18 protein-coding genes are annotated in these 20,532 nt (G+C 63.2%); 8 read left to right on the forward strand and 10 right to left on the reverse strand.

Features of this window, described 5'->3' with window-relative positions; genetic code table 11:
• Position 1: 1 nt before the first annotated feature.
• On the reverse strand, positions 2-364 hold the full coding sequence (locus IG194_RS32535; protein ID WP_011114045.1) for a transcriptional regulator: 363 nt from the start codon (positions 362-364) through the stop codon (positions 2-4).
• Between the two features lie 113 nt (positions 365-477).
• Between IG194_RS32535 and IG194_RS32540 the strand changes: the two genes are divergently transcribed.
• Entirely contained in the window at positions 478-819 is a 342-nt protein-coding gene (locus IG194_RS32540) for a single-stranded DNA-binding protein (RefSeq protein WP_000019167.1), read from the forward strand.
• 46 nt (positions 820-865) lie between these two features.
• On the forward strand, positions 866-2,086 hold the full coding sequence (gene trfA / locus IG194_RS32545; RefSeq protein WP_011114072.1) for a plasmid replication initiator TrfA: 1,221 nt from the start codon (positions 866-868) through the stop codon (positions 2,084-2,086).
• Between the two features lie 395 nt (positions 2,087-2,481).
• Here the strand turns inward: trfA and IG194_RS32550 are convergent, their stop codons facing one another.
• The 8 genes from IG194_RS32550 to IG194_RS32585 form a co-directional block, all read right to left on the reverse strand.
• Positions 2,482-3,852: an IS1182-like element ISPsp5 family transposase gene (locus IG194_RS32550; protein WP_011117183.1), complete on the reverse strand. Its 1,371-nt coding sequence runs from the start codon at positions 3,850-3,852 to the stop codon at positions 2,482-2,484.
• 324 nt (positions 3,853-4,176) lie between these two features.
• Positions 4,177-5,316, reverse strand: a complete 1,140-nt coding sequence (locus IG194_RS32555) for an amidohydrolase family protein (RefSeq protein WP_225617258.1) — start codon at positions 5,314-5,316, stop codon at positions 4,177-4,179.
• 375 nt (positions 5,317-5,691) lie between these two features.
• Entirely contained in the window at positions 5,692-6,615 is a 924-nt protein-coding gene (locus IG194_RS32560; protein WP_011117185.1) for an ABC transporter permease, read from the reverse strand.
• Positions 6,605-7,726, reverse strand: a complete 1,122-nt coding sequence (locus IG194_RS32565) for an ABC transporter permease (RefSeq protein WP_011117186.1) — start codon at positions 7,724-7,726, stop codon at positions 6,605-6,607. Before IG194_RS32565 ends, IG194_RS32560 begins: the two co-directional genes overlap by 11 nt.
• Positions 7,713-9,287: an ABC transporter ATP-binding protein gene (locus IG194_RS32570; RefSeq protein ID WP_058487129.1), complete on the reverse strand. Its 1,575-nt coding sequence runs from the start codon at positions 9,285-9,287 to the stop codon at positions 7,713-7,715. Before IG194_RS32570 ends, IG194_RS32565 begins: the two co-directional genes overlap by 14 nt.
• A gap of 54 nt (positions 9,288-9,341) precedes the next feature.
• Positions 9,342-10,424: a BMP family ABC transporter substrate-binding protein gene (locus tag IG194_RS32575; protein WP_011117188.1), complete on the reverse strand. Its 1,083-nt coding sequence runs from the start codon at positions 10,422-10,424 to the stop codon at positions 9,342-9,344.
• Between the two features lie 38 nt (positions 10,425-10,462).
• Positions 10,463-11,245: a hypothetical protein gene (locus IG194_RS32580; RefSeq protein WP_306106513.1), complete on the reverse strand. Its 783-nt coding sequence runs from the start codon at positions 11,243-11,245 to the stop codon at positions 10,463-10,465.
• 326 nt (positions 11,246-11,571) lie between these two features.
• Positions 11,572-12,474 (reverse strand): LysR family transcriptional regulator, encoded by a 903-nt coding sequence (locus IG194_RS32585; protein WP_058487128.1) that lies wholly within the window; start codon positions 12,472-12,474, stop codon positions 11,572-11,574.
• 265 nt (positions 12,475-12,739) lie between these two features.
• Here IG194_RS32585 and atzD point away from each other — a divergent pair, with 265 nt between their 5' ends.
• The 5 genes from atzD to atzF all read left to right on the forward strand — a co-directional run bounded on the left by atzD (position 12,740) and on the right by atzF (position 17,787).
• Positions 12,740-13,831 (forward strand): cyanuric acid amidohydrolase, encoded by a 1,092-nt coding sequence (gene atzD / locus IG194_RS32590; RefSeq protein WP_011117191.1) that lies wholly within the window; start codon positions 12,740-12,742, stop codon positions 13,829-13,831.
• Between the two features lie 73 nt (positions 13,832-13,904).
• Positions 13,905-14,111, forward strand: coding sequence for a 1-carboxybiuret hydrolase subunit AtzG (atzg, locus tag IG194_RS32595; RefSeq protein ID WP_082996223.1), 207 nt, complete (start codon positions 13,905-13,907; stop codon positions 14,109-14,111).
• 2 nt (positions 14,112-14,113) lie between these two features.
• Positions 14,114-15,487 (forward strand): 1-carboxybiuret hydrolase subunit AtzE, encoded by a 1,374-nt coding sequence (gene atzE / locus IG194_RS32600; RefSeq protein ID WP_011117192.1) that lies wholly within the window; start codon positions 14,114-14,116, stop codon positions 15,485-15,487.
• 5 nt (positions 15,488-15,492) lie between these two features.
• A complete protein-coding gene (gene hpxZ / locus IG194_RS32605; RefSeq protein ID WP_064987550.1) occupies positions 15,493-15,882 on the forward strand; it encodes an oxalurate catabolism protein HpxZ in 390 nt (129 codons plus the stop codon).
• An 87-nt stretch (positions 15,883-15,969) separates the two neighbouring features.
• Positions 15,970-17,787 carry an allophanate hydrolase gene (gene atzF, locus IG194_RS32610; RefSeq protein WP_011117193.1) on the forward strand — a complete coding sequence of 606 codons (1,818 nt, stop codon included), beginning with the start codon at positions 15,970-15,972 and terminating at the stop codon, positions 17,785-17,787.
• Between the two features lie 58 nt (positions 17,788-17,845).
• Here atzF and IG194_RS32615 read toward each other — a convergent pair whose 3' ends face one another.
• Positions 17,846-18,763 (reverse strand): DNA-binding protein, encoded by a 918-nt coding sequence (locus tag IG194_RS32615; protein WP_058487127.1) that lies wholly within the window; start codon positions 18,761-18,763, stop codon positions 17,846-17,848.
• Positions 18,764-18,953: 190 nt separating this feature from the next.
• Here IG194_RS32615 and IG194_RS32620 point away from each other — a divergent pair, with 190 nt between their 5' ends.
• Positions 18,954-19,973: a site-specific integrase gene (locus tag IG194_RS32620; RefSeq protein ID WP_082996224.1), complete on the forward strand. Its 1,020-nt coding sequence runs from the start codon at positions 18,954-18,956 to the stop codon at positions 19,971-19,973.
• Positions 19,974-20,532 lie beyond the last annotated feature (559 nt).

Here is a 20,532-nt window from a genome sequence, read left to right on the forward strand (position 1 = left end):
GTCAACTCCCTCTAAGTTTCTTCCTTGTCGCTTCGCCCCACTTCTTGACGATGAACGCCTGGTGTTCTGGCAGCACGGCCGCCACGCGCTCGAAGCCTGGCGGCAGGCTTCGGGGTGCCTTGCCGCCGGCCAGGGTGTCAAGGGCTTCTTTGTCCAGGTCGGTCGATTCAAGCAGGAGCGGCAGGGGAGTTTCAAGGGCCTGCGCAATGTCCTCCATCACCTTTAGGGAGGGGTTGGCTTTGCCAGTAGTGAGATCGGACAGGAAGGAGATCGAAACCCCCGACCTGTCCGATAGCTCCTTTTTCGTCATGTGCCGCTCATCGAGCAGCCGGAGCACGTTCGTGAAGAAGATGTAGTTGTACAAGGCCCGTATGCCTTCTCGGTGCGGGCGGCAGAAAATTTTAGCCGCTAAAGTTCTTGACCACGGACGCAGGTTTAGCTAAACTGACGACTCCATTAGCGAAAGGAGCATGACGAATGAGCCACAACCTGTTCCAGTTTATCGGTAATCTTACCCGCGATACCGACGTTCGCCATAGCGAAAACAGCGCCCGCGCCGTTTTCGACCTGGCTGTCAATCGCGTGTGGCGCAACGCAGCCGGTGCGAAGCAGGAGCAGACGGACTTCTTCCGCATCAAGTCGTTCGGCGGCCTGGCCGAGAACGCGGGCAAGTACCTGGGCAAAGGCTCCAAGGTGTTCGTCCAGGGCCGCATCGAGCCGACGAAGTACGAGAAGGACGGCAAGACCGAATACGGGTTCGATTTCATCGCCGAGGAAATCGAATACCTGGACACCAAAGCGCCAGGCGGCGGCCAGTAAGGCCAGGCCCGGCCACGGCCGGGCAGTATGCTAGGAGGGAGATTAGATGCAGAACGAGTTCAACGAGCAGGAATACAGGCGCAAGCTCATCGAGGGCGGGCTTAGCGAAGCCGACGCCACCGACCTTGCCGCCCGTACCGCCGCCGCTCGCAGGGACTCGGGCAGCGCCGGCGGGGCCTTCCGCCCCGCCGGTTCCCTCTTCGAGCTGCCGGCCACGGCCGGCGACAACGAGGCGGCTTTGCCGCCGAAGCTACCGACGCCGGCAAGTGCCGCCGTCGAGCGATCCGAGCGCATGGCGCAGGAATCGGCCGAGCTTGCGCGCACGATGGGCCTGCCGCCCGAACCGCGCACCGCCGTGAACAAGATGGCCGAGCAGATCGGCGCGCTGGCCCAGGACAAACGGAGTAGTGCGATGGCGACCAAGAAGCGAACGGCCGGCGGTGAGCTGGCCGAGAAGGTCAGCGAGGCCAAGCAGACGGCCTTGCTCAAGCACACGAAGCAGCAGATCAAGGACATGCAGCTCTCGCTGTTCGACCTGGCTCCCTGGCCGGATCACATGCGGGCACTGCCCAACGACTTCGGGCGGTCGGCGATCTTCACCGTCCGCAACAAGAAGGTGCCGCGCGCCGCGCTGCAAGGCCAGTCGATCTACCACGTCAACAAAGACGTGGAGATCACCTACACCGGGATCGAGCTGCGCGCCGACGACGACGAGCTGGTATTCGCCCAGGTGCTGGAGTACGCGAAGCGCACCGCGCTCGGAGAGCCGGTTTCCTTCACGTTCTACGAGCTTTGCCAGGACTTGGACTGGTCAATCAACGGTCGGTACTACACAAGGGCCGAGGAATGCCTGACGCGGCTCCAGGCGTCGGCCATGCAGTTCTCATCCCAACGCATCGGCCGGCTCGAATCGGTGTCGCTGATCCGGCGCTTCCGCGTCCTGGATCGCGGCAAGCGCACGTCGCGCTGCCAGGTCGAGATCGACGCCGAAATCGTGGTGCTGTTCGCCGGCGACCACTACACGAAATTCGTGTGGGAGAAGTACCGCAAGCTGTCGCCCACCGCGCGGCGCATGTTCGACTACTTCGCCACCCACAAGGAGCCGTACCCGCTCAAGCTGGAGACGTTCCGGCTGATGTGCGGCTCGGATTCCACCCGGCCGAAGAAGTGGCGCGAGCAGGTAGGCGAAGCGTGCGACGAGCTGCGCGAAAACGGCCTGGTCGAAAGTGCGTGGGTGAACGACGACCTGGTGCATTGCAAGCGGTGATCGCCCCCCTGCCCTCCCCTGGAGCCGCCCGAGATCGAGGCGGCTTTTTTTCTCGAGCATCGCCACTTCCGGCGAGGCAGTACCGCGCACCAGCTCGCGCACGTCGAGCTGCAGCATCGTCACTTCCGGCGAGGCTGGCCACGTCCTGGCCACGTCCTGGCCACGGTCGACCATCGCCACATCCAACGATGCCCCGAGGGCCCCATCAGTCCTTCAGTTGAGACCGCTTTCGACCGATTCTGTTGAAAAAGTAGCTTCAGCGGCATCCTGCCGATCAGGTGTGCCTGCTGTCGAAGTGGCTGCAAGCCACTTCGAGTTGCCTTTCGGCGTTTCACTGAGCGTCCCTGCTCAGGTTTTAGGGTTAATTTGAGGGTTTCTGCTCGCAGCGGGCGTACCTATCCCGTGATTGGTGGCCCTTGAGGCAAAAGCTTGGCCATGCGGCGTAGGTTTTGCACTGTCGCGGCCAAGGTGAATTCGTCAGTTGCACCCATGAGGCCACGCAGTCGTAAACGGTCGAGTTTCATGATCCGTTTGAGGTGGGCGAAAAGCATCTCCACCTTCTTCCGTTCGCAACGAGAGACTAGGTATTCCTGCGTCTTGGCGATGCGTCGAGCCACGTCGCGGGCAGCCTCATGGATGCTGCGGACGATCTTCCGGTTCGGCGTGTTGGGGCAGCACTTTTCTTTCAGCGGACAGGTGGCGCAGTCGGTTTGGCTGGAGCGGTAGATGATGGTGTTGGCCTTGGTCACCCGCGATCTTTTCTGGGTGAAGGCGCGCCATTCACTGCGTAGTGGTTTGCCGGCTGGGCAGCGATATTCATTGGCTTCCTGATTCCAGTGGAAGTCGTTACTGGAGAGGCTGTCGTCCTTGCGCTCAGTCTTGTCCCACACCGGCACGTGCGGCTCGATGTTCTTCTCTTCAACCATCCAGGCCAGCATCGGGGCAGTGCCATAGGCGGTGTCGCCAATGAGGCGTTCCGGCGTGAGGGCGAACTGCGCCTCGACACGCTCGACCATCGTCCTGGTTGAACCGACTTCGGCAGTACGGTGCGCCGGGGTAGCTTCCACATCCATGATCACGCCATGCTCAGTGTCAATCAGGTAGTTCGTGGAGTAGGCAAAGTAGGCCGGGCCGCCTGGCGCTGCTGTCCAACGGGACTGAGGATCAGTGAGCGAAATTTTCTTGGGGAGAGCTTCAGCCAGCGCCTCTTCATCGAGGGCTTTGAGGTACTCGCGCACGGCGCGGCTGCTGAACTTTGGATCGCTCCAATCGACCTCATCACCCGCCACCCCACGTTGCCGGCTGGCATCAGCCTTGATGATGCTGGCGTCGACGGCGAAACCTTCACCCTTTACCAGGCCGGCCGCCATGCAACGCCGCAGCACCTCATTGAACAACCAGCGGAATAGATCGCTGTCACGAAAACGTCCATGGCGATTCTTCGAGAAGGTTGAGTGGTTGGGTACTTCGTCTTCAAGACCCAGCCGGCAGAACCAGCGATAGGCCAGATTCAGGTGTACCTCTTCGCACAATCGCCGCTCGGAACGAATGCCATAGCAGTAGCCGACGACCAGCATGCGCACCATCAATTCCGGGTCAATCGAGGGGCGTCCGATGGGGCTATAGAAATCGGCCAGGTAGGCGCGCAGGTCACTGAGATCCAAGCAGTGATCGATGCTGCGCAGGAGGTGTTGGGCCGGGACGTGATCTTCCAGATTGAACGAGTAGAACAGGCGCTGTTGTCCTCCCGGTAACTGTCCCATCATGCTGTTCGCCCCCACGCTCGCTGACAGAGCAATTTTGCCAACGGCATGGTGAGGTCGCTACTTTTTCAACAGAATTGACCCGAAGCGGACGGTGGCACTCCGAATCGGGTGTCAGAAAGCTGAGTTCAGTGCTGAGTCTCTTCAGCTTCCAACCTGTCGGCCTGGCGCTTGGTAAGTTCCTCTTCGACAACCGGTCGACGGCATCGGCTGTGGCAACGCCCACTCGGCCTTTCTTGGCGCAGCTCTCCAGCATCGATGGGATTCGAAAAAAATGGACAGCTCTCGCAAGCAATCTCTCTCCTACGCTCGTACGTTCCGGTTCCGCTATATCTTACTCGGCCCCATCCAGGGTGCACACCAATGCGCTGGAACCCTACCGGCAAGCAGTCGTCCCTGTCGCAGCAGGACCCGCTCATGAGCCCTCGCCGGCCAGCTTTGCGCGTCCGCTCCGGTGAATATCACAAGGTCGGCTGGCCAAGCGAATTTGTTACCCGGATTGGACGCCTGCTTCTGGAGCCAGTCGCCACGGCAGATCGATTGGGACCAATCGTCGAAGGGTTCATCCAATTGCGCGGCCAAAACGGCGGCCATGAAGCTGTCGACTGGATCATAGCTCCCGACTCGGCAGAATGGATCCTGGACGTTGTCGCTACCGAACAGCACAGGGATTGCGCGGGCACGCGCCTCCTTGATCAGCGTGATGCCCCGCATCAGCGGTGTCCGCCCAACCGCAGCATCTTGCAACAGCAAATTGGTCGTGGGCAGGCAAACGAGCGTAATCGGCAACTCAGCGACGGCGTCGAGCGTCGCCAGGGCTTGGGCGGGTGGCTTGGCAGCCAGAGCGCAAACATGACCGCACACCACACGTCCGGCGAAGTTGATCTCTTTCACGATCTCCGCCACTGCTAACAATCCGACTGCGTCCGGGTTCAACTCTTCGTCGACGTGAAGATCTACATCCAAGCCGAATTCCTGCGCAACCATCAGAAGATTCCGCAATGCCTCTCGGCTCCAGCTTACGCTGTGCACGAAGCCGCCGAGGCGCGCGTGTGGCCCGCTCCGAGCGACGTGCTGGGCGATTCGTCGGGCGTCCTCCAAGCTGGAAAAAAGCGAGAGACTAGGAAATGCAACCAGATCCAGTGTCACGCGGTCGGCCCATCGTGCCGCCAATTCGTTCAACACGCTCCAGGCCAGAGGTGGCTCGTGCACCTGCCAATTGACATGGCTGCGCATGTAGCGCGTTCCCGCAGCATGCCCCCAGCACAGCCCCTGCGCTGCGCGCCCGGCGACGTCGTCCGCCGTCCACAGCAGCGCGTCCCGTTGCTCGGCATCGATAGCGGCCAGCAGCCCGGGCGGAATAGGTCCCACCCGCTGCAAGGTGAAGGTCTTGTCAAGGTGGACATGCGCGTCAACGAAGGCCGGCAGTACTGGCGCGCCTCGCAGGTCCCATGCGTCGGCAGGCATGGGCGTGTTCTCTGGAGGCATGGGCTCGATCGAATCAACCACGCCAGCGCGCAAGACAACGCGTGCGAGGGCCGGCGCGCCCTGCAGGTTCGGCCAATCGTGCCGCAGCAGCCAGCGAGGCAGGCGTGCATTGTGTAACTCGCTCGGGGATATGCCATCCAAGTGGTGAGGGTTGGTGCCTGTTATCTGCATAGCTTATCAATCCTTTGTGTCAACTTGCTACCTCTGCCTACGCGCATGAAGAACACGAGTGCGGCGACGTAGAGGATTATCTTTTGGAAGGTAGCAACTACCAGACATGCCACTTGATGTGTACCTGCCAGGCGTTGGCATGTGGGGTGGTATCGAATGGCGCATGGAGGGCTCGGGCCTTGCCTAGTCAGCCTTGAAGTTCTGGCCCAGCGACATCGGCTTGTTCAGCAGGATGGTCTGCGGATTGCGGCAGATGATGACCAGCACCAGGATGGTCGCCAGATAGGGCAGCATCGACAGGAATTCGGACGGGATCGGCACGCCCAGGCCCTGGCCGTGAAACTGCAATACGGTGACGCCGCCGAACAGGTAGGCGCCGAGCAGCAGCCCACGCGGCTTCCAGGTCGCGAACACCACCTGGGCCAGCGCGATCCAGCCGCGCCCTGCCGTCATGCCCTCGACCCACATCGGGGTCAGCGCCAGCGACAGGTAGGCGCCGCCCAGGCCGGCCAGGGCGCCGCCGGAGAGTACCGCCGCGTAGCGCAGCTTCACGACCGGCATGCCGATGGCGTGGGCGCTGTGCGGCGCCTCGCCGACCGCGCGGATCAGCAGGCCCACCCGGGTGCGCGCCAGCAACCAGGCGACCACGGCGACCAGCGCCAGCGAGGCGTACACCATGGCGTCGAAGCGGAACAGCAACGGGCCCACGAACGGCAGGTCGGACAGCAGCGGCAGGTGCAGCGCGGGCAGCGGCGCCACCGTCTGCCCGACCAGGTCGCGTCCGAGGAAGGCCGACAGGCCGGTGCCGAACAGGGTCAGGGCCAGGCCTGTGGCGACCTGGTTGGTCTGCAGGGTCAGCACCAGGAAGGCGAATACCAGGGCCAGCGCCATCCCGGCCAGCAGCGCGGCGCCCAGCCCCAGCACGCTCGATCCGCTGTGCAGCGTGGTCGAGAAGCCGGCCACGGCGCCGACCAGCATGATGCCCTCGAGCCCGAGGTTGAGGACGCCGGAACGCTCGGCGACCAGTTCGCCGGTCGACGCCAGCACCAGCGGCGTGGCCGCGCCCGCGGTGCTGGCCAGGATGGCGATCAGGTAATCAGGATTCATGCTGGACGGTCTCCGTGAGAGTCGATGCGGCGGGCGCCGGCTTGACAGCCAGCGCCGCATGGCGCGGCTTGATGCGGTAATGGATGAACAGGTCGGCGGCGAGCAGGTAGAACAGCAGCAGGCCCTGGAACAGGCCGGTGATCGCGGACGGCAGTTGCAGCTCGACCTGGGCGGTCTCCCCGCCGATGTACAGCAGCGACATCAGCAGCGAGGCCAGAAGCACGCCGGCCGGGTGCAGGCGGCCGACGTAGGCCACGATGATGGCGGCGAAGCCGTAGCCGGGCGAGACCGAGGCCTGCAGCTGGCCGAGCGGCCCGGCCACCTCGCCCACCCCGGCCAGCCCGGCCAGGCCGCCGCTGGCGAGAAAGGCGATCCAGACGTTCTTCGGCTCGGAAAAGCCGGCGTAGAGCGCGGCCGCCGGCGCCATGCCGCTCACGCGCATGCGGTAGCCGGCGAAGCTGTGGCGGCAGAAGAACCAGGCCCCCGCCACCGCGACCAGCGACAGCGGGAAGGCCGCGTTCACGCGCAGCCCTTCCTTGAGCAATGGCAGCATGGCGGCGTCGCCGAACATCTTCGATTGCGGAAAGTTGAAGCCGGCCGGATCGCGCAGCGGACCGTGCACCAGGTAGCCGAGGAACAGGTAGGCCACGTACACCAGCATCAGGCTGACCATGATCTCGTTGGTGTTGAAGCGCGTGCGCAGCAGCGCCGGCACGGCGGCCCAGGCCATGCCGCCGAGCGCCCCGGCGACCAGCATCAACGGCAGCAGCCAGGGCGCGTTCACGCCGTCGAAATACAGCGCCACGCAGCCGGCCGCCACCGCGCCCATGGTGAGCTGGCCGTCGGCGCCGATGTTGTGGACGTTGGCCCTGAATCCGATCGCGAGACCCACGCCGCACAGGATCAGCGGGGTCGCCTTGAGCAGCAGCTCGCCGATGCCGTACAGGCTGGTGCACGGCTGGATGAAGTACACGTAGAAGGCGTGCAGCGGCGCATGGCCGAGGAACAGGAACAGCAAGGACCCCGTGAGCAGCATCGCGCCGGCCGCGATCAGCGGCGAGGCGAGCATCATCGCGCGCGAGGGTTCGGGACGGGCTTCAAGCCGGGACATGGTGCGCTCCTTGTTTTCCTTGTGTTGTCGGTTCGGCGCCGAAGTCGCCGCTCATCCATACGCCGATCTGGTTGACCGAGGTTTCCGCCACCGGCACCGCGCGCGACAGCCGGCCCTTGGCCAGCACCGCGATGCGGTCGCACATCATGAACAGCTCGTCCAGTTCCTCCGACAGGACCAGCACCGCCACGCCGGCGTCGCGCAGGTCGATGATCGCCTGGCGGATCAGCATCGCCGCGCCGATGTCGACGCCCCAGGTCGGCTGGGCCAGCACCATCACCTTGGGCGCCAGGCCGATCTCGCGACCAACGATGAACTTCTGCAGGTTGCCGCCCGACAGGCTGCCGGCGGCGGACTGCGCCCCGCCGCATTTGACCTTGAAGCGCTCGATGATCCGGGCCGCGAAGCCGGTCACCGCCTTGCCGCGCACGATGCCGCGTTCGACCATCCCGGCAGCGCGCCCCAGGTAGCCGGTCAGCAGTGCGTTCTCGGCCAGCGACAGCGCCGGCACCGCACCGCGTCCGAGCCGCTCCTCCGGTACGAAACCCAGGCCGAGGCGCCGGCGCGCGGCCGCGTCGAGCCGGCCGGCGTCGCGCCCGAGGATGCGCACGCAATCCGGCCGTGGCGCCGCCTGCTCGCCGGAGATCGCCTTGAGCAGCTCCTGCTGGCCGTTGCCGGACACGCCGGCCAGGCCGACGATCTCGCCGGCGCGCACCGTCAGTCCGATGCTTGAGAGGTGGGTGCCGAACGGATCGGGGCTCGGCAGGTCCAGCCCGCGCAGTTCGAGCCGTACCTCGCCAGGTTCACGCGGGCTCAGGCTGCAGCCCGGCAGCTCGCCGCCGATCATCAGTTCGGCCAGCGAGTGCGCGGTCTCCTCGCGCGGGTTGGCCACACCCGCCACGCGTCCGGCGCGCAGCACCGTGGCGCGGTCGCACAGCGCCTGGATCTCGTCGAGCTTGTGGCTGATGTACAGGATGCTGACGCCGTCATCGCGCAGGCGGCGCAGCGACACGAACAGGCGCTGCACGGCGTCCGGTGTCAGCACCGAGGTCGGCTCGTCCATGATCAGGAGGCGCGGCGACTGCAGCAGGCAGCGCACGATCTCGACCCGCTGGCGCTCACCGACCGACATGCTGTGCACCAGGCGGTCCGGATCGAGCGGCAGGCCGTACTGCTCGGACACGGCGCGAATGCGCGGCGCCAGCGCCGCCGGGGTCACGCGCTCGTCCAGCGCCAGCGCGATGTTCTCGGCCACGGTCAAGGTTTCGAACAGCGCGAAGTGCTGGAACACCATGCCGATGCCGAGCCGGCGCGCGTGCGATGGCGAATCGATGCGCACCTGGCGGCCTTCCCACATGATCTCGCCGGCGTCCGGCTTCACCACGCCGTAGATCATCTTCATCAGGGTGCTCTTGCCGGCCCCGTTCTCGCCCAGCACCGCATGGATCTCGCCCGGCATCACGCGCAGGTCGACGTCGGCGTTGGCCACCACCGACGGGTAGATCTTCGAGATCCCGAGCAGCTGCAGCCTCGGTTGTTGGTTCATTCTTGCCCGCTCCATCTGTTGTACACAAGCGCATGCGGGACGGGCGACCGGCCGGTCCCGCATCGCGCATCACTTCGGGATCGTGCCTTCGACGCCTTGCACGTACCAGTTCATCCCCTTCAGGCTCGCCAGTGGCAGGTCCGAGCCGGCCGCCACCTTGACCGCGCCCGACTGGTCCTTCAGCGGACCCTGGAATGGCTTGATCTTCCCGCTCACCATGGCCGCCTTCTTTTCCTCGAACAGTTTGGCGGCGTCGGGCGGGACGGCCGCGTTCAGCGGCGCCATCTTGACCATCCCCTCGGCCATGCCCCAGTGCACTTCTTCGCTCTTCCAGGTCCCGGCCATCACCGCTTGCGCGGTTTTCGTGTAGAAGTCGCCCCAGTTGCTGATGCTGGCGGTCAGGTGGGCCTTGGGTGCGAACTTGCTCATGTCAGCGTCACAGCCGAAGGCGTACTTGCCTTTTTCCTGCGCCACCTGCAGGGTCGCGGGCGAATTCGTATTTTGCGTCAGCACGTCGGCACCCTGCGCAATCAGGGTCTCGGCGGCCTGGCGTTCCTTGGCCGGGTCGTACCAGGTGCTCACCCAGATGACCTTGGTCTTGATCTTTGGGTTGACGCTCTGTGCGCCGAGCGTGTAGGCGTTGATGTTGCGGATCACCTCGGGCACCGGGAAGGAGCCGACGAAGCCGATCACACCGGTCTTGGTCATCTTCGCGGCGAGCACGCCTTGCAGGTAAGTGCCCTCGTATTGGCGGCTCTCGTACACGCCGAGATTCTTCGCCAGCTTGACGCCGGTCGCGTGTTCGAAGACGACATTGGGGAAGGCCTTGGCGACCCGCTCGGTCGGGTTCATGAAGCCGAACGAGGTCGTGAAGATCAGCTTGTTGCCGTCGGCGGCCAGCTTGCGGATGACGCGCTCGGCGTCCGCGCCTTCCGGCACGTTCTCGACATAGCTCGACTTGACCTTGGCGCCCAGGTTCTTCTCCATCGCCAGGCGCCCCTGATCGTGGGCATAGGTATAGCCGGCGTCACTGACCGGACCGGCGTAGACGAAGGCGACTTTCAGCGGTTCCTGCGCCTGCGCCGGCAGGGCAGCGCTAAAGGTGAACGGGACGGCCAGCGCGGCCAGGGTGATGAGCTTGCGACGATTCATGGGGTTCCTCTTTCTTTACGGTTCAGTGATGGCGTGGCTCAGAAGTGGTATTCGAGGCGGACCATCGGGGTCCTGGCGGTGGCGCCCGGCACGGTGTCGCTCGGGTTGCCGAACTTGTTCTTCCAGTACTGGTATTCGGCGCCCAGCTTGAGCGTGTTCTTGGCCGCGCCGATGGCCGGGCTCAGGTCGTACATGATCTGCATGTCGACGTTGATCTCGACTGCGGTCGGGCCGCCGAACTCGTTCCTGCCCTTGGTGCCGATGTAGTCCGCGTAGCCCTCGAAGGACAGCGGGATGCTGCCGAGCGAGAACGGGATGCCCCAGGCCGCCGACAGCATCGCGTGCGTCTTGTAGGTGTAGCGGTCGGTGCTGGTCTGGGTGAAGCCGTTGAACGGCGCGTTGCTTTCGCGCAGGGCCAGGAGGCTCAGGTCGAGGAAGCCCGGCACGTCGAACATCAGCGTCGGGCCGGCGACCAGCATGCGCTTCTTGGAGTTGTAGCCGGCGTCGGTCTTGCTGTTCATGTCGAAGCCGACGGTCACGCCGTAGCTGCGCACCGGCCCGAAGCCGAGCTTGGCGCCGGTCACCGCGCCCAGGTCGACCGTGTTGCGGTACACGGCATAGGCTTCGTGCGCGCCGCCGTGGGCGCCGACCGCGGACGGATCCTTGTCGTCGGACAGCAGGAAGTCGATGCTGAAGAAGTTCTTGCCGTACTTGTAGCCGCTGACGTTGCTGAAGTTGATCACCTGCTTGCTGATGTCGGCGTCGATGTAGGGCTCGGCGAACTTGGTGCCGTAGCGGTAGCTGAGCGCGGTGTCGCCCAATCGGCCGCGTGGGCGACACAGGCGGTGGAGGCGAGCAGGGTGAGACAGGCGGTGCGGACGGTCGTCTTGGACTTCATGCGGGTTCCTTGGCTTATCGTTATGAAAGGCACTGCGTTGAGATTGCAGCCGCAAGGCGGGGCGATCGGATGCAATCTTTAAATGCCTTGTTAGCAAAGAGCGGGCCAGCCTCAACAAAGCCGATAAGCGAAGCAATAGAACCTGTTGACCGAACACATAAAAAAGGTTTTTTGAATCACACCGGTGCCGAAACGGCACCGGATCTCAAAATGGTGCAGGGAAATGCCACACGCACCTTACTGGTGATGTCACGTTGCATTGTGGGTCGTATCAGCGAGCTTGCCGGCGACGAATTCCGCAAATGCCGCCGATGCCACAGGCAGCACCCTCTCACGCAATGCGACCAGTACGACGCGTCCGGAAGCCAGGCTGCGCTCGTCGATTGGAATTGCAACCTCACCCTCCGTGGAACCAGCACCGATCTCGATCTGAAAGCTCACCCCACCGGTTTCGCGGGCAAAACCGCGCATCATTTCGTAGGAATTCGAGACCAGTTGAGGCCGCGGTCGAGCTGATGATTTGTCGAATAACTCGTCCAACACGTTGCGCCCGGAGAGACTGCTGTCCGGTAGCGCAAGGGGGTAGTCCAGGCAATCTTTCAGACGCAGACTCGTACGCTTCGCGAGCGGATGGTCGGAAGCAACGACGGCACAGATGCGTTGCCGCGCTTGTGCAATGACAGTCAAACCGCGCAGGTCCGGGGGATTGAAGACCAGCGCCAGGTCGGCCGCGAAATCCGTCACGGCGAGAACAGCACGCTCGCGGTCCAGCACCTTTACGTCGAAGGCAATACCTGGACGTTGGGCCTGGAACGCGTGTATTACGCGGGGCAGGAATTCCGGAGCCAGCGCCTGGCTGGCTGCCAATGTCACACGGCCGCGTTTCATGCCGCTGAGATCCTGGATCTGTGACTGGACTTGTTCCAGATCGGCATTGCGGCGACGAGCGTAGGCAACGAACAGTTCGCCTGCCGCAGTCAGGCGTACACCACGCGGCAGACGCTCGAAAATCGGCGTACCTAACTCGTATTCCAGATCCTGGACGCGGCGATTTACCGCTGATGCGGCGACGTGCAGCTGTTCTGCGGCCGCCCGAATGGAGCCGCAGCGAGCCACGGCATCGATGTAATGAAGAAAGCGTAAATGTTGCATAGGTGGTCGAAGTAAAAAGGATGGAATAGAGATGGCCTGTATCGCTGACGGCCGCTGTGCCCGCATGCGAGTCAAAGCAAGATCGGTGCCGGATCGGCACCAGTTAGGTCGGAAAAAGGCGGCAGTCAAGTGCGCAGGGCGGCGTTAAGCTTGAACGAAATGTTCTGCCTGGGCGCAGTTGCGCCAGGCCGTGTAGTGACGTCGCTCGGTGCATGTACAGGGAACAGCCATCCGTCCTATTAACCTTTTTGAGAATTGCCAGATCATGTATCACATCGACGTTTTCCGAATCCCTTGCCACAGCCCTGGTGATACATCGGGTCTCGAGGATTTGATTGAAACAGGCCGCGTTGCCCCCGCCGACATCGTCGCGGTAATGGGCAAGACCGAGGGCAATGGCTGCGTCAACGATTACACGCGTGAATACGCCACCGCCATGCTTGCTGCGTGCCTTGGGCGTCATTTGCAACTCCCACCCCATGAGGTGGAAAAGCGGGTCGCGTTTGTGATGTCAGGTGGGACGGAAGGCGTGCTGTCCCCCCACCACACGGTATTCGCAAGACGTCCGGCAATCGACGCGCATCGTCCCGCTGGCAAACGTCTCACGCTTGGAATCGCCTTCACGCGTGATTTTCTGCCGGAGGAAATTGGCCGCCACGCTCAGATAACGGAGACAGCCGGCGCCGTCAAACGCGCAATGCGAGATGCCGGGATCGCTTCGATTGACGATCTGCATTTTGTGCAGGTGAAGTGTCCGCTGCTGACACCAGCAAAGATCGCCTCGGCGCGATCACGCGGATGCGCTCCAGTCACGACGGATACGTATGAATCGATGGGCTATTCGCGCGGCGCTTCGGCCCTGGGCATCGCTCTCGCTACAGAAGAGGTGCCCTCCTCGATGCTCGTAGACGAATCAGTGCTGAATGACTGGAGTCTCTCATCGTCACTGGCGTCGGCGTCTGCAGGCATCGAACTGGAGCACAACGTGGTGATCGCTATTGGCATGAGCGAGCAGGCCACCAGTGAACTGGTCATTGCCCACGGCGTGATGAGCGACGCGATCGACGCGGCCTCGGTGCGGCGAACGATTGAATCGCTGGGCATACGTAGCGATGACGAGATGGATCGCATCGTCAACGTATTCGCCAAAGCGGAGGCGAGCCCGGACGGGGTTGTACGAGGTATGCGGCACACGATGCTAAGTGACTCCGACATTAATTCGACCCGCCATGCGCGGGCGGTCACCGGCGCGGCCATTGCCTCGGTAGTTGGGCATGGCATGGTGTATGTGTCCGGTGGCGCCGAGCATCAGGGACCTGCCGGCGGCGGCCCTTTTGCAGTCATTGCCCGCGCTTAAATGGATGACCTGCCAGGAATTCGGTCTCTGTCGATGAACGCATGTCATTTCACTTTTCCCTGGAGTTTCGTCAATGACGGAAACTGAAATCTTCGCCTATATCGAGGCGGCTTCAATAGCGATCGGAATCCCGCTTGAGCCGGCTCGTGCACGCGCTGTCGCACACCATTTTTCGCGTACAGCACTCCTTGCAGAAATGCTTGAAAGCGTCCCTCTCTCGCCTGAGTCAGAACTCGCGGAGATTTATCGCCCGGCGCCCTTCCCCGCAGAAGATATCTGAGTATGAAGACAGTAGAAATTATTGAAGGTATCGCCTCTGGCAGAACCAGTGCGCGCGACGTGTGCGAAGAGGCGCTCGCAACCATCGGCGCGACCGATGGACTCATCAATGCCTTTACATGCCGTACGGTTGAACGAGCCCGCGCAGAGGCGGATGCCATCGATGTTCGACGGGCGCGCGGCGAGGTACTTCCGCCTCTTGCCGGCCTCCCCTACGCGGTAAAGAATCTGTTCGACATCGAAGGCGTGACGACGCTTGCCGGCTCGAAGATCAACCGTACTCTCCCGCCTGCGCGCGCAGACGCCGTGCTGGTGCAACGGCTGAAAGCTGCCGGCGCCGTGCTCCTGGGCGGCCTCAATATGGACGAGTTTGCCTATGGATTTACGACCGAAAATACGCACTATGGGCCGACCCGGAACCCGCATGACACCGGGCGTATCGCTGGTGGTTCGTCAGGGGGGTCTGGAGCGGCAATCGCTGCGGGGCAGGTACCACTATCGCTCGGATCGGACACCAACGGTTCCATACGCGTGCCAGCATCATTGTGTGGCGTGTGGGGGCTGAAGCCTACCTTCGGCCGCCTGTCCCGGCGAGGGACATACCCGTTTGTTCACAGCATTGATCACCTCGGGCCATTGGCCGATAGCGTGGAAGGCTTGGCGTTGGCCTACGATGCAATGCAGGGCCCGGATCCGCTCGACCCCGGATGCAGCGCATCGCGCATCCAACCCTCGGTACCGGTCCTCAGTCAGGGTATCGCTGGGCTCCGGATCGGCGTGCTGGGTGGCTGGTTTCGGGACAATGCCGGCCCGGCCGCGCGAGCCGCGGTCGATGTTGCCGCGCTTACGCTCGGCGCCAGCGAAGTCGTCATGTGGCCCGACGCGGAGATCGGGCGCGCAGCCGCCTTCGTTATCACTGCCAGCGAGGGAGGCTGTCTGCATCTCGATGATCTTCGCATCCGTCCGCAAGACTTCGAGCCTCTGTCCGTAGATCGCTTTATCTCGGGGGTTTTACAACCGGTCGCGTGGTACTTGCGTGCACAGCGGTTTCGACGTGTCTATCGAGATAAGGTGAATGCTCTTTTCCGTGACTGGGACATATTAATCGCTCCCGCAACGCCAATAAGTGCTCCCGCAATCGGCACCGAATGGATCGAGGTAAACGGTACACGCCATCCGTGCCGCCCGGCTATGGGACTTCTCACTCAGCCGGTCTCCTTCGCAGGCTGTCCGGTGGTCGCCGCTCCAACGTGGCCTGGAGAAAACGATGGCATGCCGATCGGGGTACAGCTCATCGCGGCGCCCTGGAACGAATCTCTATGCCTGCGCGCAGGCAAGGTATTACAAGACACCGGTATCGCCCGACTGAAATGTTAAACATCATGCAAATTAATCTACCTGAAGTTCATGCGGAAGTGACCGCCCAATTCGTTCGCTACGAGAAAGCGCTTACCTCGAATGACACGGCTGTTTTGAATGAGCTGTTTTGGAACAGCCCCCAAACCCTGCGCTACGGTGCGACCGAGAACCTATACGGCTATGAGGCCATTGCAGGCTTTCGCGCCACACGCTCTCCAAACAACTTGGAACGCGAGATCGTCCGGACGGTGATTACAACTTATGGACACGACTTCGCTACCGCCAACATCGAATTCCGTCGGCTCAGTCATAGTCAGCTTACGGGCCGGCAGAGCCAAACCTGGATGCGCACGTCGCAGGGTTGGCGCGTGGTAGCCGCGCACGTAAGTCTTATTGCCCTGCCCGTTTCCTGATCAGCGCAACGCACTTACAGTGAAATCAAGCACCAGGCTGCATCACGTTTTCCATGCTTTCCCTACCAATATGGACGTTTCTCCCGAATGAATGACCGCGCGCCCCACCCTGAAAGATCTGGTCGAGTCACGCCGGATCACCTGACCGATCTGGCTTCCTATCAGGCTGCCTATGCCGCCGGTACAGACGCCGCCGACGTCATTTCGGACCTGTATGCCCGTATCAAAGAAGACGGCGAAAATCCGATCTGGATTAGCCTGTTGCCCTTGGAAAGCGCATTGGCGATGCTGGCCGACGCGCAGCAACGCAAGGACAAGGGAGAAGCGTTGCCGCTCTTTGGCATCCCCTTCGGCGTCAAGGACAACATCGACGTCGCAGGCCTTCCGACGACTGCCGGGTGTACGGGGTTCGCGCGTACGCCCCGACAGCACGCCTTCGTCGTACAGCGCCTGGTGGACGCTGGCGCGATCCCGATCGGAAAAACGAACCTCGATCAATTCGCGACCGGGTTGAACGGCACTCGCACGCCGTTTGGCATTCCGCGCTGCGTGTTCAACGAGAACTACGTATCCGGCGGCTCCAGCAGTGGCTCCGCAGTGGCCGTCGCCAACGGCACGGTACCGTTCTCGCTCGGGACGGACACTGCCGGTTCCGGCCGCATTCCTGCTGCGTTCAACAATCTGGTGGGCTTGAAACCGACCAAAGGCCTGTTCTCGGGCAGTGGACTGGTTCCCGCGGCGCGAAGCCTTGACTGCATCAGCGTCCTCGCCCATACCGTAGATGACGCCCTTGCGGTCGCACGCGTCGCCGCCGGCTACGATGCTGATGACGCTTTTTCGCGCAAGGCGGGCGCCGCCGCACTGACAGAAAAGAGTTGGCCTCGTCGCTTCAATTTCGGGGTCCCAGCGGCGGAACATCGCCAGTTTTTCGGTGACGCGGAAGCCGAGGCGCTTTTCAATAAAGCGGTTCGCAAGCTTGAAGAGATGGGTGGCACCTGCATCTCGTTTGACTATACCCCCTTCAGGCAGGCTGCTGAACTGCTCTACGCCGGCCCTTGGGTTGCGGAGCGCCTGGCGGCCATCGAGAGCCTTGCGGACGAGCATCCCGAGGTGCTCCACCCGGTCGTTCGTGACATCATCTTGTCCGCGAAGCGAATGAGCGCAGTCGACACGTTCAACGGTATCTATCGCCTGGCCGACCTTGTCAGGGCTGCAGAGAGCACTTGGGAAAAGATCGATGTGATGCTGCTGCCGACGGCGCCGACCATCTACACTGTAGAAGACATGCTCGCCGATCCGGTACGCCTCAACAGCAATCTGGGCTTCTACACGAACTTCGTGAACTTGATGGATTTGTCCGCGATTGCTGTTCCCGCAGGCTTCCGAACCAATGGCCTGCCATTTGGCGTCACTTTCATCGGTCGGGCGTTCGAAGATGGGGCGATCGCAAGCTTGGGAAAAGCTTTCGTGGAGCACGACCTCGCCAAGGGCAACGCGGCCACGGCGGCGCCACCCAAGGATACCGTCGCAATCGCCGTGGTAGGTGCACATCTCTCCGACCAGCCCTTGAATCATCAGCTCACGGAGAGCGGCGGAAAGCTACGGGCAACAACGCGTACTGCGCCGGGATATGCCTTGTACGCACTCCGTGATGCGACGCCGGCTAAGCCTGGAATGTTGCGCGACCAGAATGCGGTCGGGAGCATCGAAGTGGAAATCTGGGATCTGCCGGTCGCCGGGTTCGGTGCGTTTGTAAGTGAAATTCCGGCGCCGTTGGGTATCGGGACAATAACACTCGAAGACGGCAGCCATGTGAAAGGCTTTCTGTGCGAGCCACATGCCATCGAGACGGCGCTCGACATCACTCACTACGGCGGCTGGCGAGCATACCTCGCGGCTCAATAGCGGCTCCGGTGCAAATTATGGATGAGGGTTGGCCAAGCCGCTCCGATATGCCGGTGAATCATGCCCTCAGCACCGCTGCCCAGATTTCGAGCATCGTTCGCCCTTGAGTCGCCAAGTCGCACAGGTCGAACTGCTCTTTGCGAACGCGATGCATGTGCTCGACGCCTTGAATTGTCGTAGCGGCTCGGAGCGACCGCCCCGCATTGAAGAAGCGCTTCGACCAGCTGGTCGTGAGGAAGCGCATACCTGCCGGCCGCGCTAGCCTGAACGATGCGCAGTTTTCGCCGCGCAGGGCGGCCAGCGCCTCGCGGTGCTCCTGCAAATAGCCCCGCGCGGTACCCAGCTCCCGCTCGAGGCCGGCGATACGCGCGTCGGCCGCTTGCCGGTCGCTTTGCCGCTGTTCGGCTGCCTTCTCCAGAAAGTGCTCGAACTGGCGCCGTGCCTGCGCCAGCTGATCGGCCAGCAGCGTCACGTCGTCTCCACGGTCGGCCAGGCGCTGGGTGAGCCCGTCGCTCTTGGCCCGCAGCGCCGCGATGGTGACGGCAGCGTGCTGCCGTTCGTCGCGCTCGAGCGCGAGCGCCGCCTTCGCCTGTGCCAGTTCGGTGGCCATCGCCTCGTGCTCGGCGCGCAGCTGGCGTCCGGCCGCGTGTTCCGCCTCGAGCTTCTGCGCCGCCTCCTGGCGCGCCTGCTCGTGCGCGGCGCGCAGCTGTTCGACCTGCACCTGGGCGGCCGCTTCGAGGCGCTGGTGGACCGCCCTGACAGCTTCCAGCAGGTCGGCGGGCAGGCCGGTACTGGCGGCGACGACCTGGCCCTCGTGCTCGGCCTTCCACTGCTTGAGCATGGGCGCGATAGTGCTCTTGCTGCCGGTACCGCCCAGCGCGACGCGCACGGTGTCGACGGTCGGGTTGGTTCCGGCGGCGGCCAGCGCCGCGGCGGCCTGGGCCACCTGGGAATAGAGAATGCCGGCACGTGCCACTGGGAAACCTCCATGAAATTAAGTAACGTATTTCGTATCACGTAATAGTACGAAATATTACATATTGAAATAACCGCCGTCACGCGTTCTTTTATGTTTCGATAATGTCACTTATTACAGGTCATCCAGCCGGGGCCGTGCTATGCTGGTCGTAATCCCGTTACGAGCGCCTGTTTTCGGCGACGTCGCCATGTCCACCACGCCCGCCGATCCCGATTCCGTCGCCCTCCTCGAAACGCGGTGGGCGTCCACGCTCCGTAACATCGTTACGCCGAAGGAGCACCTGGAGCTGGCCGAGCGGCACCGCGCCTTCCTCGCCGCCGCCACGTCGAAGAACACGCGTGCGACGTATCGCTCCGCGATCAAGCACTTTCTGGACTGGGGCGGCGTCCTGCCGGCCGAGGAGGCCGACGTCATCCGCTACCTGGTGCGGTTCGCCGACCAGCACACCTCGCGCACCCTGGCCCTGCGCCTGACGGCGCTGTCGCAGTGGCACGCCTACCAGTGCTTCCCCGATCCGGCCGGCGGCGCCACCGTGCGCAAGACCTTGGCCGGGATCGCGCGCACACACGGGCGGCCAAAGAGGAAGGCCAAGGCGCTGCCGGTCGAGGATCTGGAGCGCATCGCGGCAGCGCTTGTCGGCGCGGGCACGCTGAAGTCCGCGCGCGACAACGCGCTGCTGCAGGTGGGCTTTTTCGGCGGGTTCCGGCGCGGCGAGTTAGCCGGCATCGAGGTCGATCACCTGGACTGGGACGCGCGCGGCCTTGTCATCACGCTGCCGCGCTCGAAGACAGACCAAGAGGGCGAAGGCATTGTGAAAGCGATTCCCTACGGCGACGGCCCGTGCTGCCCGACGAGGGCGCTGCGGACCTGGCTGGACGCAGCGGGCATCGCCGGCGGGCCGGTGTTCCGCTCGATCACGAAATGGGGCGTAGTGGGAGCGGACGCCCTCAACCCGGCCAGCGTCAACGCCATCCTGGCCGACGCTGCGCGGCTGGCCGGGCTGGGCTACGTACCTGAGCTGTCGAGCCACAGCCTGCGGCGCGGCATGGCCACCAGCGCGCACCGCGCCGGCGCCGACTTCCGCGACATCAAGAAACAAGGCGGCTGGCGGCACGATGGAACGGTGCAGGGGTACATCGAGGAGGCGGAGATATTCGAATCGAACGCGGCGGGGAGCCTGCTCCGTTCGCGCGTCAAGCCCGGCTGATCGCGAGTGGGTAAAGTCTCGTTACCCGTTTCGAAACTTTACCGTTTCCAGTTTCCACCAAAGAAATCAATGGTTTACACGCACTGGTAAATTTGCTCGCGATCACCCGCCAAACCCCAACCACTTTCCCGGTGGCGTTCCGACACTGACGTTGGCGCCCGGCAGCCGATCGCGCATGGGGCGCCAACGTCAGTGTCGAATGGCGACCAAAACCTTACCGCCCGATTTTTCCGTTTTCCCTGATCACCCCTAAAGCCAACCGGGGCAGGCTTAGCGTACAGTTTTTTCCGAATTCTGTGGGCGCCCCCCATCGCCACTTCCGACGATGAGATCCGCTCTTTGACATTTGAGGGGCCAAGCTGCGGGGGATTCTCCCGGCCGGCGGCCGCGAGAACCGGCTATGTCGTGCTACGCATCGAGCCAGGCGGCCACGGCCGCCCGTCTCGCCCCTGGCGGGCTTCCAGCGCCTTCCCGACGCTCACCGGGCCGGTGGCCCTCGCCGCTAGGCTACGAGGCCCTGGCGGGCCTTTCTGGCCCCTTCTCGGGGCCATAGAGGGCC

The organism is Pseudomonas sp. ADPe (assembly GCF_014843515.1).
Taxonomy (GTDB): domain Bacteria; phylum Pseudomonadota; class Gammaproteobacteria; order Pseudomonadales; family Pseudomonadaceae; genus Pseudomonas; species Pseudomonas citronellolis.

What these genes read in the sequence shown, in the direction of transcription:
- IG194_RS32555 (WP_225617258.1), bottom strand. Translation starts at nt 5,316, where the DNA reads ATGCCTGCCGACGCATGGGACCTGCGAGGCGCGCCAGTACTGCCGGCC.
- atzE (WP_011117192.1), top strand. Translation starts at nt 14,114, where the DNA reads ATGAAGACAGTAGAAATTATTGAAGGTATCGCCTCTGGCAGAACCAGT.
- IG194_RS32585 (WP_058487128.1), bottom strand. Translation starts at nt 12,474, where the DNA reads ATGCAACATTTACGCTTTCTTCATTACATCGATGCCGTGGCTCGCTGC.
- hpxZ (WP_064987550.1), top strand. Translation starts at nt 15,493, where the DNA reads ATGCAAATTAATCTACCTGAAGTTCATGCGGAAGTGACCGCCCAATTC.
- IG194_RS32550 (WP_011117183.1), bottom strand. Translation starts at nt 3,852, where the DNA reads ATGATGGGACAGTTACCGGGAGGACAACAGCGCCTGTTCTACTCGTTC.
- IG194_RS32565 (WP_011117186.1), bottom strand. Translation starts at nt 7,726, where the DNA reads ATGTCCCGGCTTGAAGCCCGTCCCGAACCCTCGCGCGCGATGATGCTC.
- IG194_RS32575 (WP_011117188.1), bottom strand. Translation starts at nt 10,424, where the DNA reads ATGAATCGTCGCAAGCTCATCACCCTGGCCGCGCTGGCCGTCCCGTTC.
- atzg (WP_082996223.1), top strand. Translation starts at nt 13,905, where the DNA reads ATGACGGAAACTGAAATCTTCGCCTATATCGAGGCGGCTTCAATAGCG.
- trfA (WP_011114072.1), top strand. Translation starts at nt 866, where the DNA reads ATGCAGAACGAGTTCAACGAGCAGGAATACAGGCGCAAGCTCATCGAG.
- IG194_RS32620 (WP_082996224.1), top strand. Translation starts at nt 18,954, where the DNA reads ATGTCCACCACGCCCGCCGATCCCGATTCCGTCGCCCTCCTCGAAACG.
- IG194_RS32560 (WP_011117185.1), bottom strand. Translation starts at nt 6,615, where the DNA reads ATGAATCCTGATTACCTGATCGCCATCCTGGCCAGCACCGCGGGCGCG.
- atzD (WP_011117191.1), top strand. Translation starts at nt 12,740, where the DNA reads ATGTATCACATCGACGTTTTCCGAATCCCTTGCCACAGCCCTGGTGAT.
- IG194_RS32570 (WP_058487129.1), bottom strand. Translation starts at nt 9,287, where the DNA reads ATGGAGCGGGCAAGAATGAACCAACAACCGAGGCTGCAGCTGCTCGGG.
- IG194_RS32540 (WP_000019167.1), top strand. Translation starts at nt 478, where the DNA reads ATGAGCCACAACCTGTTCCAGTTTATCGGTAATCTTACCCGCGATACC.
- atzF (WP_011117193.1), top strand. Translation starts at nt 15,970, where the DNA reads ATGAATGACCGCGCGCCCCACCCTGAAAGATCTGGTCGAGTCACGCCG.